General features: G+C 57.2%; 11 protein-coding genes. 7 read left to right on the top strand and 4 right to left on the bottom strand.

The features are described 5' to 3' along the window. Positions 1-10 precede the first annotated feature (10 nt). From brnQ to HMPREF1628_RS08705, 4 genes are read left to right on the top strand one after another with little or no spacing between them, the layout of a single operon-like run. Positions 11-1,363, top strand: a complete 1,353-nt coding sequence (gene brnQ / locus HMPREF1628_RS06760; protein WP_034509965.1) for a branched-chain amino acid transport system II carrier protein — start codon at positions 11-13, stop codon at positions 1,361-1,363. Between the two features lie 28 nt (positions 1,364-1,391). Further along, positions 1,392-3,191, top strand: a complete 1,800-nt coding sequence (locus HMPREF1628_RS06755; RefSeq protein WP_156956929.1) for an alpha/beta hydrolase — start codon at positions 1,392-1,394, stop codon at positions 3,189-3,191. 26 nt (positions 3,192-3,217) lie between these two features. Further along, a complete protein-coding gene (locus tag HMPREF1628_RS06750; protein WP_156956927.1) occupies positions 3,218-4,066 on the top strand; it encodes a CapA family protein in 849 nt (282 codons plus the stop codon). A 30-nt stretch (positions 4,067-4,096) separates the two neighbouring features. Next, on the top strand, positions 4,097-4,441 hold the full coding sequence (locus HMPREF1628_RS08705) for a hypothetical protein (protein ID WP_052038962.1): 345 nt from the start codon (positions 4,097-4,099) through the stop codon (positions 4,439-4,441). On the opposite strand, the gene HMPREF1628_RS06745 is transcribed toward HMPREF1628_RS08705, so the two are convergent. The 4 genes from HMPREF1628_RS06745 to HMPREF1628_RS06730 form a co-directional block, all read right to left on the bottom strand. Continuing rightward, on the bottom strand, positions 4,442-5,248 hold the full coding sequence (locus HMPREF1628_RS06745; RefSeq protein WP_034509798.1) for a hypothetical protein: 807 nt from the start codon (positions 5,246-5,248) through the stop codon (positions 4,442-4,444). Further along, a complete protein-coding gene (locus HMPREF1628_RS06740) occupies positions 5,238-6,092 on the bottom strand; it encodes a cytochrome c biogenesis CcdA family protein (RefSeq protein ID WP_034509796.1) in 855 nt (284 codons plus the stop codon). The genes HMPREF1628_RS06745 and HMPREF1628_RS06740 overlap by 11 nt, the downstream gene beginning before the upstream one ends. A gap of 3 nt (positions 6,093-6,095) precedes the next feature. Next, on the bottom strand, positions 6,096-6,881 hold the full coding sequence (locus HMPREF1628_RS06735) for a DsbA family protein (RefSeq protein ID WP_034509794.1): 786 nt from the start codon (positions 6,879-6,881) through the stop codon (positions 6,096-6,098). 96 nt (positions 6,882-6,977) lie between these two features. Further along, positions 6,978-9,530 (bottom strand): lysylphosphatidylglycerol synthase transmembrane domain-containing protein, encoded by a 2,553-nt coding sequence (locus HMPREF1628_RS06730; RefSeq protein WP_052038961.1) that lies wholly within the window; start codon positions 9,528-9,530, stop codon positions 6,978-6,980. A gap of 127 nt (positions 9,531-9,657) precedes the next feature. On the opposite strand from HMPREF1628_RS06730, the gene HMPREF1628_RS06725 reads away from it, so the two are divergent. The 3 genes from HMPREF1628_RS06725 to HMPREF1628_RS06715 all read left to right on the top strand — a co-directional run bounded on the left by HMPREF1628_RS06725 (position 9,658) and on the right by HMPREF1628_RS06715 (position 13,803). Then, positions 9,658-10,446: a DedA family protein gene (locus HMPREF1628_RS06725; RefSeq protein ID WP_070665019.1), complete on the top strand. Its 789-nt coding sequence runs from the start codon at positions 9,658-9,660 to the stop codon at positions 10,444-10,446. A gap of 20 nt (positions 10,447-10,466) precedes the next feature. Beyond that, the gene (locus tag HMPREF1628_RS06720; RefSeq protein WP_034509792.1) at positions 10,467-12,431 is read left to right on the top strand and encodes a DUF6541 family protein; all 1,965 of its coding nucleotides are present in this window, start codon (positions 10,467-10,469) and stop codon (positions 12,429-12,431) included. A 109-nt stretch (positions 12,432-12,540) separates the two neighbouring features. Continuing rightward, a complete protein-coding gene (locus HMPREF1628_RS06715) occupies positions 12,541-13,803 on the top strand; it encodes an ATP-binding protein (RefSeq protein WP_034509791.1) in 1,263 nt (420 codons plus the stop codon).

The raw sequence follows: 13,803 nt of genomic DNA, 5'->3' as shown, positions 1-13,803 counted from the left end.
GGTGCGCAAAATGCGTAACAGTCGCACTTACGTGCTTGTAGTAACCGGTATGGCTTTGTTCGCAATGTTTTTTGGCGCGGGCAACCTTATTTTCCCCGTCATGATTGGCGTGGACGCTGGCGTTTCGTTCACGCCCGCGATTCTAGGATTCCTAGGAACCGGTGTGCTACTACCTGTTCTAGGCATTGTTGCGGCCGCTACGTCGCAGGAGGGCGTGACGGGCATTTCGTCTCGCATTGGTAAGTGTCCAGGCTTGGTGTTCACGATTGTGATCTTCCTGTCCACGGGCATGCTGTATGCGATTCCGCGCGTTGGCACGGTTAGCTACGAGATGGCGGCGGTACCGCTGATTGGCGCTGAGCGTGCGGGCTCGGGAGCGCTAATGATTTACACGGCAGTGTTCTTCACGGTCACATTCTTCTTGGCGCTCAATCCGAAGGGATTCTTGGATCGCATTGGTGCGTGGCTGACACCACTGCTCCTCGTTTTGCTGGTGGTATTGATCGTGGCTGCGATGGTCAAACTTCCTGTAGCGATGGGAGAGCCCACCGCAGAGTACGCCCAGACCCCCTTTGCTGAAGGCCTGTTGAAGGGTTACTTCACGATGGACGCGATCGCCTCCCTGGTGTTTGGCATTGTCATCATCTCCTCGCTTCAGCACTCTGGCTTGTTCAAGACGAAGAACCAGGTTTTTGCTGGCACCGCCACGGCAGGCGTAATCGCGGGTGCGCTCTTGGCCGTGTTTTATCTTGGTCTTGGCCAGATCGGTATTCGCATGAGTCCGTTTAACCCGGATAACGGTGCCGAGGCCTTGGCCATCGCTTCCGTGGAACTGTTTGGGTCAGGACGTCAGGCACTGTTCGGCCTGATCGTTGTGCTCGCTTGCCTCACTACCGCGGTTGGCCTGGTTGGAGCGTCATCGCAATACTTTATGACGCTGTTCCCGCGTATCTCGCGCATCCAGATGGTTTCTATCCACGTGCTGGTTTCATTCGCCCTCGCAAATCTCGGTTTGCAAACAATCCTTAACGTGGTGGCTCCAATCAACCAGCTGATCTACCCGATTGTTATCTGCATCGTCTTCATCGCCCTGTTCGATATTTTTGTACCCGGCGAACTCTACTGGACGTACCGACTAGCGGCTTGGTTTGGCGCATGCTTTGGCGTGTTGGAAGCACTGCGTTCGATCGGTGATTCGTTCAACTGGCTACTGCCGTTCCTGGATTCGTTCCCGCTGGGGTCGGTCAACATGTCGTGGGTTACTCCCGCGTTGCTGGGCTTTGCTATCGGCTTGATTATCGACACTGTTAAGGGAGATCAGATCTGGACTAAGCGTCCGAACCAACAGTCTGTTCAGGCCTAACTCGCACTTGTCCCATAAGATCGAGAGCGTGGATACAGCTCGTCAAACAAACGTGGAAATTGCACGCCAAAGCACGTCGCGTCTCAAGCGATTTGTATCCACGCTCTCAGATTTTTCGCCATCGTCGAGGGCCGGAATGGCGCTTGCGGCGATAATGTTCGTAATCTCGATGTCGCCGTCTTTGTTGCCACGTATGTGGTGGTGGCAGGGCGTGGTTTCCGGCATTGTGATCGAGGTTAGCTACGCGGTTGGTGCGCTGGCTGGCTGGTTACTGAATCGTATTTGGCGCGGCGCTGACGTGCGGATCAGCGCGAACCCGAAGTGGGTGAGGGCCGGCAAATGGTTGCTCTCGTTGTCCATCGGCGCGTGGGCGGTGTGGATGCTGGTGAGATCGTTCATCTCAAACAATCGCGCTGCCAAGCTCATGGGTTTCACCCCTCTGAGTGTTATTGACTATCTGGCTGCAACCGCGATGGCCGTATTAACCGCCGCGGTAATCGCAGGGCTCGCGATTTTGATTGTCGGACTGTGGCGCTGGGTTGCGAAATGGGCGTCACGCCTGCTTCCCAAGTGGGGTGCGGGCATTGTAGCTACGGTGATTCTGGCTGTGCTGTCCACTTTCTTGATCTCAGACGTGTTGTTCACGCGCGGCATGGAGTACACCTATCGCACGTTCGCGGCAGTGGATCAGGCGGAAGAGTCGGGTGTGACTCGTCCGGTTTTACCGCAGCGGTCGGGCTCGATCTACTCGTATGAGAATTGGGACAACATTGGCAAGCAGGGCAAAAGATTCCTGTCTAAAGGGCCGCGAGCGCAACAGATCGAGGAGGTGACGGGCCGCGAGGCGATAGAGCCGATCCGTATTTACGCGGGTTTGGCCGAGCATCGCAGTTTGGAAGAGAGCGCCCGCGTGGTGGCTGCCGAGATGCAGCGTACGGGCGCCCTGTCGCGTTCGGCGCTCATGATTGTGACCACTACGGGCACCGGTTGGGTAGAGGAATGGTCTGTTCAGCCGTTCGAGTATTTGACCGGCGGAGATTGCGCGATTGTCGCAACCCAGTATTCGTACGTGCCTTCTGCCATCGCGTTCTTGCGTGAGTTCGACCAGCCGGTTACCGCCTCGAAAATCTTGTTTAAGGCTGTGATTGATGAAGTGAATAAGCTTCCCGAGGATGAGCGTCCCGCGGTTTATCTTCAGGGCGTGTCTTTGGGCGCGTTTGGGTCGGAGTCGATTTTCGAGGATGAAGCTAGCCTGCTCGAAAATGTGGATGGCGCGGTGTGGGCGGGAACGCCTAATGTGACGCGGCTGTGGCAGAAGCTGACGCACGAGCGCAATGGGGGCAGCCCGATGATCGCGCCGGTGGTGAGTAGCGGGCATAATATTCGTTTCGCTACGAAGCCGGAGGATTTGCGGGCCGATATTTATGGGCGAGACCTGCCCCAGTGGCAGTATCCGCGTGTCGCAGTGTTGCAGCATGCTACGGACCCGGTGGTGTGGTGGAACACGAACATTATCCGTCGCGAGCCAGATTGGCTTAAGGAGCGCCCGCCTTCGGATTTGAATCCGGACATGCAGTGGACGCGACTAGCCACGTTCATTCAGATGAGTGCGGATCTTCCCGTTGCCGGTTTGGCGGCGGACGGGCATGGCCACGTTTATCACCGCGAGTTCATTCCTGCGTGGGCCGAGGTGCTTGGCCTCGTGAATAATGGGGAGTCGCAGCGCTATACGGGGGTAAATCCGTATCGTGGAGCAGATATTTCGTGGTTTGACTCGAATGTAGAGAGTGCCATTTCTACGGCAATTAGTAGTGATTTGTACGACTAGCAGATAGTGAGGGGCGGGTGGTTTTGGTGAGGTCCTTTAGGCCACTGATTGGTTTAGCGTTGGCCGCCGCGTTGGGGTTGGCCGCTTGTTCGCCTTCGCACGAGGCCGAGCCGGTTGTCGAAACGCAGCCCACACTTGCGGCTACGCAGCCCACTGAGCCTGAGGTGCAGCCGGTGACTTTCACGGTTGTGGGTACGGGTGATGTGCTGTCGCACATGCCGGTGGTGGAGCATTCGATTCAGGCTGATGGTTCTTATGATTACGCGCCGTTGGTAGCGGATATAAGGCCGTTCATAGAGGGTGCAGATTTGGCGCTTTGTCACCAGGAGGTTCCGCTGACGCGAGATGAGGCTTCTGCGCACGGGTACCCGGTTTTTGCCGCGCCGGCTGGGTGGGCTAAGTCAACGGTTGATTTGGGGTATGACGGTTGTTCAACCGCTTCGAATCATTCGTGGGATAGCGGCTGGGATGGCCTAGTTGAGACGGTGGAGATTCTGCAGGAGAACGGTCTGGGAGCTGTGGGCACGTCGGTGTCTGCCGAGCAGTCTCCCATCCAGTATTACGAGCTTGAACGCGCGGGCCGCAAGATTTTGGTTGCCCACCTCGCATATACGTACGGGTTGAACTATGAGTATGTTCCCGAGGTCGAGCAAAACCCCTGGCTGGTGAACATCGACAACCCGGACCGCATGATCCAATTGGCAAAGCAGGCACGAAGCGAGGGAGCTGATGTAGTAATCGTCTCCGCGCACGGCGGCATTGAGTATCAGACGGAACCATCGCAGCAGCAGGTGGAATGGGCGCAAACGCTTGCAGATTCTGGCGTGGTTGATCTTTACCTAGGCCACCATGTGCACGTGCCGCAACCGATCTAGCAGTTTGAAGGCGGAGTTGAAGGCCAGGGAATGTGGGCGTTCTTCGGTACGGGCAACCTCGTGTCAAACATGGGGCCGCACATGGGCTGGGGAACGCAGAACGGTTACATTGCCCAAGCAACCATCACGGTTCCCGCTAAGGGAGCTACCACTGTGGATGAGGTGGGCTATACCGGCCTCGTGTTGGATACGGACACGAACCACGTGTATGTTGCCGCGAATTACAATCAGGCGGATCACCCTGAATCACTTCTATCGAATGAGGTAAATGCCGCGTATTACGGGTATTTGAAAGACGTGATGGAGGATGCAAAGGAGGTCACGCAAGCGCCTGCGAATCCGGCTATTCCTGCAAGGGTGGTTGCGCGCCGCTAGCTAGATCAGCACGTAGAACGCGCTGATGAATAGGAATTGAGCTGCGATTGAGGCCCATAGCGTAGTGAACATGCGACGCAGCGCGAAAGTGCAGGCGCCAAGAACTGGCCCGAGGACTACGAGAATCACGCCGTTAGTGAGGGTGAGTGCAGTGGCGGCGATCGGAATCATCCACAGGATTGAAAGCAGTAGAGAGGCAAGCAAAGGTTTCGCGTCGTTGCGGGCAAGTCTGCGAGCCTGAGCAATCACGAGGCCGCGCAGCAGGTATTCTTGCGTGAATGCCCAGCAGAATGCGGCGAACAGGCCGGTTATGGCGCCCGTGGGGGTGACTTCGCTATCGGCAAGGCCGAACGTAATGACGATGAGGGCGCCCAGTGTTGCGAGTGTTCCAGCCAGCCACCACAGGCGTGAAATGCGTGGTTGCACGTTGATTTCGTAGAGCGGTTCGGGTTCTGACGATAGCGCGGTGCCCAGCAGAAGATCATCGGAGGTGTCGAGGGGCGGGGCATACGTGGGAGCCTTGCCTCCATTCTTGGGGAGCACGTATTCGGGCTCGCGCCAGATGACGTGAGTGAGGTGGGCGCGTACCGCGAAGTATTTGATAAGCACTGCCCCGAGGATCATAGGGATTGCAACCTCGTATATGGCGAACATGGGTTCGCGCAGACGCAGCAGGGCGGGAAGGGGCTCGTAGCCGTTGGAAACCACCCAAATATGGCCGGCAAGAGTGGTTACGAAAACGAGGGCATATACGGCGAAGTACTGGAGCAGCAGGCTGATCCAGCGCCTTCGCGTTTCACTTGCCACGGTTTCGCCTTTCTTTCACGGTTAGGACGATGAGGGCGATGAGGACGGCTGCAAATGCGAAGAAGAGCCATCCGGGCACGCCGGCAACGCTGTTTATGATCTTTGATTCTAGTTCGACTTGTTGCGTTGCGGTGAGGATGGAGGGCAGCCCGGATTGTCCGCCAAAGAATACAAGCAGACCGCCAAGAATGACGAAGATGGTGCCGGAAATGATGTTCATGCGAGTGGTCCACCGGCCAAGTAGTTTGGTGGGTTTGGGTTTGAGCCAGCTCTTTTCACTGAGGTTGAACAGTTCCCACAGGAGGGCGAGGAGGGCAACGGGCAGGACCATGCCTATCGCGAAGGTGGCCATGAGCAGGGCGCCGGTCAGAGTGGACCCGCCAAGGGTGGCGAAGGAGAGAACCGCGCCGAGGATCGGTCCGGAGCACCCCACGCCGGCGATGGCATAGCCGATGCCCAGTAGGAACACTGCCAGGTTGGTGGGCGCCCCCGCACCGCCTTCTTTATTGCCTGCTGATCTAGGAGTCATGAGGGAGGATGCCCAGCGCGGCATGGGTATGGAAATGGCGAACATTTGGATGATGCCAAGCGCCATGATGAGTAGACCCGCTACCAGGGTCACTGTTTGCGAGTAGCTGCGGATCAGGGCGCCGAGGCTACCCGCGAAAGCTCCGAGAGGGACCAGCACGATGATGACGCCGAGGGCGAATACGAGGGTTCGGGCAAGCAGTGTTTTTCGCGAGGTGAAGGCGTACGCGAAGAACGCGGGGAGGAGCATGGCGGCGCAGGGCGCGAAGATCATGAGGGCGCCGCCAAGGAAGGCAGCCAGGTAGCTGATTTCCATGAGTTAGCCTGCTAGTTCTAGCTGACGCTGGATGGTGTTGATGAAGTAGTCGACGGGTTGGGCACCTGAGATCACCGCGTCATTGATGATGAAGAATGGCGTGCCGGTGATGCCGATGTTCATCATGGCGTGGTCGGTTTCTTCCTTGACGGAGGCCGCAGTTTCGGGTGCTTTGTAGTCGGTTTCGAATTTGTCTAGGTCGGTAATGCCAATGGCCTGGGCAATTTCGAGGACTTTTGCGTCATCGTAGGTGGGGTGATTGCCGGCTCCAGCCATGTCGTAGGCGGTTTCGGTGTATTCCCAGAACTTGTCTTGGTTCGCGGCGGCTCTTGCGCCGTGTGCGGCTTTGTCGGACCCGTAGTTCGGGAAGATGGTGAGGTCGTGGAACTCGATGCGCAGTTTGCCTTCGTCAACGAGGGCTTTGAGTTGTGGGTAGACGTTGGTGAAGAAGACGGTGCACATGGGGCAGGAGAAGTCTTCGTAGGCCACCATAACGACGGGCGCATCCACTTTGCCCATTGCGCGCGGGTCCCCGTCTTCGCGCCGCGGTTGGGCGCGAAGTAGTTCCAGAATTTCAGGCTTTTCCTGCGAGTCGGAGTATTGGGGGCGCTCATCCTGCGATTGCGCTGCTTCGGGTTCCGTCGCGGCCGTTGTCTGCTCGTTAGGTAAGGGCTGTGCTTCTGGCGTGCTTACGCTTGCGCGACCAAGGAAGAACGAGATCACCATGGCGAGGATTATCGCGATGACGATCAGGATGTTCTTGAGAGTGGTGGTTGAAGTCTTTTCCATGTCTAAACACTCACATAAGTTGCGGGGCTTGTCATCTTCGGCGGGGATTATTAGTTGTTTCGTGGGTTGGTGAGCCCGCGTCACGGATTTTGGGGGCTAGATGAGGTTGCGGCGTTGCAGGATGCGCAGGGCTATCCAGCCTAGTGGCGCCCTGGCGTAGAAGGTTACGAGGCGGTAGACGAGGGCGGTGGAGATGGCGATACCGGAGGGGATACCCGCGACGGTGAGGCCGGCGGTGAGTGCGGCTTCGACGGGGCCGATGCCGCCTGGTGAGGGGATGACGGAGCCGAGGGAGGTGGAGGCAAGGAATGTGATGGCCAGTGTGGTGGCGTCAAGGCTGTAGCCGAATGCGGCAAGGGATGCGCCGAATGCGGCGACGTAGGAGACGGTCATGATGAGGTTGCCGAGTACGCCGATAGCTAGACGTTTGGGTTGGCTGGCTACCCACACGAGGCGTTCCCAGATTTGGTTCCAGCTGGGCTGGATTTTCTCCCAGATCATGTTGCGCAGTTTGGGGATGACGAGGATGATCGCCACGATTGTGACTACTGTGCCTATCACGTAGACAAGGGTGCCGGATGGAATTTCAAGGGTTGTGGAGCGTCCGGTTACAAGGATTACGAGCAGTAGCGTGATGACGGTTGTGGCGAACTGGGTGAATTGGATGAGGGCAACCGTGGCTAGACCAACGGGCGTGGAGACGCCGCGTTTATTTAGGTAGCGCAGGTTGAGGGCAGCGGGTCCAATACCGGCGGGGGCAACGAGAGATACGACGGATGCACCAATTTGAACGAGTGTAGTTTCACGCAGGTGGAGTTTTTCGGGTACGAACCAGGACAGTGGCATGGCGGCGCCCACGTATGTGAGTAGGCCGAGCGCGAAGGCGCCGAGAATCCACCAGGGGTTGGCGGTTTGTACGGCCTCGTATACGGCTTCAAAGTTGAGGGAGCCGAGGATGACCCACAGGGCGATGACGCCAATGATGGCGAGGATGACGGTTTTGAGCGAGAAGCGAGTGAGCGGTGTTTCGGGCACCTGCTGGGGAGGAATCTCGCCAATCATGTTTTGCCGCAGTTCGTTCAGAAGGCCGGAGCGTCGTAGCTTCGCGCGCGTGGGGGCGGGTAGCGCAACTTTTTGAAGTACGGGCGCGGTGAGTTGCAGGGTGCGTTGGCCGAATACGCGGTTCGCGGAGGCGAGGGCACGTTCAGGTGTGGTGATGAGGGCGAGGACGGTGAGCATTTGTGCAATGTCAATGTGGCGGTTGACGTTGGAGGTGGCAACTTGGCCTTCGTCCCAGCCGAGTATCCACGTGCGGTCGCCTTCATCTACGGCTAGTGAGGTGGCGGTGATGGAGCGGTGGGCGATGCCGCGGTGGTGGGCTCGTTTTAGTTCGGTGTAGAAGCGGTCGAGGATTTGGTCGGTGATGCGTTCGGGGGGAAGTTCGGTTAGGGGGGTGGCGTCGAAGACGGGTTCTTGGACGGTGAATACGGAGCTGCCGGCGGAGGTGACGGCGATGGGCTTGGGCGTCATAACGCCGGCGTTGTGTGCGGAGATTTTGACGAGGAGGCCGCGTTCGGCCATGGCTTGTAGGGATGGCGCGATCCATCGACTGAGGTTCTTCAGCCGGATGTTGCTCCACAGGTCGTGGATGAGGGAGGTGTATTCGGTGTCGGGATCGAGCACGATGAGGTCGTATTGGGTGCCGGTTGTGTCCCAGCAGACGTAGTGGCGGTCGGATTCGGCGGCGAGGCTTTTCAGAGTGCTGAATTCGAGGGTGCCTAGGTCGTGTTCTGCGGCAGCTTCGGGGCTTTCGATGAGGGGAAGGTAGGCGGAGCTCCAGCTGTTTTGGTCGCCGGTTTTTTCGGTGACGATGGTGGTTTCGAGGGGGTGCTGCTCGGTGTCAAGGTCGGCGCGAACAATGCGCGTGGGCGTGATGCCGATTTGGAGGAGTCCGTCAACGAGGTCGGTGGGGCCGCCGCGTTCTTCGCGGTAGCCGAGGACGTAGCGTGAAAGTAGTCCGATGGCTCGCCCGATAAGGAGGGTGACAAGGGCGGAGGGAAGGGTGAGGGTGCCGCGGAGCACGTAGATGAACGCCATGGCGTAGAGGAATATCCACGTGTAGCGTACGGCTTTGGATTCGGAGGCTTCGGATGCGCTGGTGAGGAATGCGGCCAGGACGGCGATGAGCGTATCGAGGGCCAGGTATGTGCTGGTGATGGTTAGGGGGCCGGTGATTTCGGAGGGGAGGTGGGGGCCGGCGGAGATCAGCGCGGTCATGAGTAGCGCGGTGACGGTTGTGGTGATGATGGTTTCAACGATTTGGCGCAGCCGTCCGCGGATGGCTAGTTGAACGATGATGAATATGGGGGCGGCCAGGACCACGACGGATTCGACGAGGGTGAGGGGCAGGAGCAGGATTTGGCGGAGTACACCGGATAGAGCGCTACGGACGTCTTCGGTGACGGCGATGGTAGTGGATTGAGCGAAGGCGCCGATGAAGATGATGAGCGCGATGGCAAGGAGTGCCAGGGTAGTGTCAATGAGGTCGCGGGTGCGACGTACGCGAGTGCTGCGCCGGTCGGCAACGAGCACGGGGCCGCGTAGGCGCGATACTGGCGTGGGCTCGTAGCTTACTGGGGTTGCGCTCATGGTTATAGCTTACGTTGAGTTGGCCAGATAGTGGTTTTTGGTGAACCTAACAACACTTGTGTTTTGCGTTAAGGCTTTGTTTGCGGGCGCGGTTAGGCTGTTGTCGAACTGTTGTTAGGGGGATTCCTTGTCGCTTACTTTTGCTTTTGCTGATGCGATTTCGGATTTGGTTTTGCAGGTGGTGCCGGGTGCGCCGTCTTGGTTGGAGACGGTGATTGAGTGGTTTAAAGATCCGGAGACGCTGCTGGTGGCGATGGGGCCGTGGGTTTTGGCTGGCGTTGCGCTGATTGTGTTTATTGAGTCGGGCGTGTTGTTTCCAGTTTTGCCGGGCGATTCTTTGGTGTTTTCCGCGGGTTTGTTGCATTCTCAGCTGGGGTTGTCCCTGTTTGTGTTGGTGGCGACGATTACGGTGTGCGCGGTAGCGGGCTCGCAGGTGGGTTATTACATTGGTCATCACTGGGGTAGGCGCCTGTTTAAGGATGATGCGCGGGTTTTGAAAACCGAGTATTTGGTGCAGGCGGAGAACTTTTTTGTGCGCTACGGGGGACGCTCATTGGTGATCGGCCGTTTTGTGCCGTTTGTACGTACGTTCGTGCCGATTGCGGCAGGTATAGCGCGGTATAACCACATGCGGTTCACGCTGTGGAATCTGCTGGGCGCACTGCTGTGGGGTACGGGCCTCACGCTGGTGGGAGCGGCGCTGGGCGGCGTGGCGTTTATTCATGACAATTTGACGGTGATCATTTTCGTGATCATTTTCGTGTCGCTCTTGCCGATGGTGTTCGAGTACGTGTTGCACCGTATTCGTAGCAAGAATGAGTTTGATGTGGCGGAGCAGATTGCCGAGGCGGTTGTTGGCGATGACGAGGAGGCACCGTCCTCATCTGCTTCTAGCTCTTTTTCTGATTCGGAGTAAAACCGGCGTTAGGTTAGCGGATGGACTGGGTTTTACAGCTGCCAATTTTGGTGGCAATGCTGCTGGTTGTGGCGCTTCCAGGTTGGATGTGGTTGCGCGTTTTTAGCTTCCGTTTTGCGGATCGGCGAGTGGGTACACTGGTGCAGCTGGCCACGGCTCCGCTCCTCGCATTTGGCTTGCTTGCGGTTTTAGCTAATCTGGCGCCCCGTTTGGGTATCCGCTGGTCGGCGGGCTTCGCGGTGACTACGCTCATGGTGGTTGCGGCCGCTGGATTTGTGGTTGATTTGATTGTTCGTCGAGGACGCCGCGCGGTGGCTGCCGGGACTTCGCCTGCGAGGTGGGATTGGCCCCTGATTGGCGCTATCGCGGGTGCTGTCACGATTGCGGCGCTACCGCTGCTGGTGTTTGCTGATCCGCGTAATCCACTGCAACAGTGGGATCCGTCGTTCCATTACAACGGCGTGTGGCAGATGGTGCATTCGGGCGACGGTTCGCTGTTTGGTTTGTCTCCGATGTTCTCCCTGATGGGCGAGGCGCGCACTTACTATCCGTCTATGTGGCACGCGTTCGCAGCTTTGTTTGCAACGCCTTCAACTGTTGTGCAGACGGTGAACACGTCTTCCTTGGCGCTTTTAGTTTGGTGGATTGTGGGGATGGCGGCCTTCGCTCACTATCTGTGGGACAATCGCGTGGCAACTCTTACTGCGCCGGTGCTCGCGTCGCTTACTTTGAGTTTCCCAGCTGACTTCGTGTCGATGTACGCGCAGTGGCCTAACGCGGTTTCAATGGCACTACTGCCTGGCCTGTTGACTCTGGCGTGGGTGCTTGGAAACGCATGGGTGCGAGCCCTGTTTTCTTCCAATCAGTGGCGCACCACCACGCTTTGGACCGCGCTGTTCCTGCTCGCTGCGCTGGGTGCGGTTGCGATCCACCCGATTTCTTTCTTCAACGCGCTAGTGTTCGTGCTGGTTCCCCTGGTGGCTGCGATGGTTCGCCTGATGCGGGGTGCGCGTAAGGCTGGTCGCCGCGGCCTGGTCACATTTCTGGGTGTATCCATGGGCGGGGCCCTCTTGCTAACGGCGCTCGCGGTGTTTAATCCGCGGACTCTCGCCACGGCTACTTTTGAACGTGGGCGCTCACTTATAGACGCGCTGGTACGCCCGTTTATGCCGGTTCCGCCGTTCCCGTTGGCACCGGGTTTTGTACTTGCGATGGCAGTGTTTGCCGGGTTGTTGGTGCTTGGTTTGATGCGTGCGCGAAAGCTCTCGAAGTCCCGCTGGCTGATTGGCACGTGGGCGATGTTCGCGGTTCTTGTTTTCTTGGCGTACGCGCCAAACTTCGGCCTGCAGATATTGACCGGTCCGTGGTATTCAGATCCGCGCCGCTTGATGGGTGCAATGCAGGTTGTGATGGTGCTTTTGTTCACGCTGGGCGCTATGCGCTTTTCGGCGTGGTTGCGGCAAAAGAAGTCAATGCATAGGGCTCTTCCGGTGCTGCTGATAGTCGTATTGAGTGGCGTTGGCGCTATTGATTCAAGGTCGTTGGCAGTGCGTTCGGTTTATGACCCGCAGAATCTGGGCCCGGCAGGTATGGCGTCTAGTGAGCAGCTCGATTTGTTCCGCACGACCGGATCTGTGCTGCCCGGTGACGCGTTGGTGCTGGGTGATCCGTCGGTAGGAACGGTATATTTCCAGTCGCTGGGAGGCGTGCGCGTGGTGTTTCCGGGCTTGTCTAACGCGGATGTAGATGCGGACGTACGCGGTTTGCAGTGGAATTTCAATCAGCTACACACAGATCCATCGGTGTGTGAAACTCTTAACCGGATTAGCGTAACCCACTTTTACGAGGGTGCGGACAGGCCGTACTATCGCACGCTGCGCTCAGAGGTTCGCCCGGGCTTTTACGGGGTGGATACGTCTCACGGTTTTGAAGTTGTGAAGAGTGTTGACGGGGGAACGCTGTACGAGCTGACGGCCTGCAGGTAGTTAAATTCTGCAAACCTCCGGTTAGAATGTCTGCAAATATCCGGCTAGACCGCCTGCAAACCTCCGGTTAGGACATCTGCAAACCTCGGCTTAGTGGTATAGTTTTCCTATGAACACAGGGAAAAAGCAGCGCGCTCCGTACATGCCTAGAACGGTGGATTCTTTGATTGAAGAGCGATTGAAAATTGCTGGCGCGATCGTTCTTGAAGGGCCGCGAGCGTGTGGGAAGACCCGTACGGGCTTGGAGAGTTCAAATACTGCCTATTTCCTAGATACTCGCCAAACACGAGCGCTTATTGAGGTGGCGCCTGATTTGGTTCTTCAAGGCGATTCGCCTATCTTGCTTGACGAGTGGCAGTTGGATCCGCAGCTGTGGAACGAGGTTAGACGAGCTGTCGATGCTACTCCTGATACTGGTCGGTTCATTTTGACGGGATCTTCTGTTCCAAACGATGACATTACACGTCATACAGGGGCGGGCAGGTTCGTCCGGATCCGCATGCGTACAATGACTTGGCATGAAAAGGGAGTCAGTGATGGACACGTATCTTTGTCTCATTTACTTGCGGGAGCTAGCGTCGATCCAGCTCCTGCCGTAATGGAATACCCTGATCTTATCGAGGCCATTCTAAAGTCCGGCTTTCCAGCTCAAACGGAGTTTTCAGGGAAGTCTGTGAGGCCTTTGCTGGACGCGTATCTTAATGAGGTCACCCATACGGATGTTTTTCGTATAGCTGATCTTCGGACGGAGCCTAGTGCCATTGCGCAGCTAGTTAGATCGCTGGCAAGAAATACTGCCACTGAAGTTTCCTACGCTACGTTAGCCAAAGATGTTCGCTCGGTTTCGCCTTCTTTTTCTCCCGAGACGGCAGCGAATGTGGTTTCTTTACTTGAACGGTTGTTTGTAGTTGAGAAGGTTCCCGCATTTGCTCCGAAGCTTCGTTCAAAGGCTCGGCTACGGACTTCGCCAAAGTATCATCTGGCGGATCCTGCATTGGCAGCTGCAGCCCTTGATGCAACTGAGCAGAATTTGTATAAGGATCCGCAAACGACGGGTTTCTTGTTTGAGTCTGCAGTGGTACATGACCTTCTGGTCTGTATGGAATCAATTGGCGGAAAGGTGCGGCACTACCGCAATTCGAACGGTCAGGAGATTGACGCGATTTTGACGTTCCCAGACGGGAGCTGGGCCGGTGTTGAAGTTAAGTTAGGGGCCTCTCAGATTCAGGAGGGGGCGCAGTCGTTACTTGATGCTGCATCGGTCATTGATGCGGGTGAGCCGCGTTTCCTTGCTGTAATAACCGGCACGGGCCCAAGTGCAACATTGAAAAACGGGGTGTTTACGTTCCCCCTGGCTGCTTTGCGGCCTTAA

It is taken from the genome of Actinomyces sp. S4-C9, from assembly GCF_000758775.1.
Lineage (GTDB): Bacteria > Actinomycetota > Actinomycetes > Actinomycetales > Actinomycetaceae > Gleimia > Gleimia europaea.
This window is presented reverse-complemented; position numbering and strand designations above follow the sequence as displayed.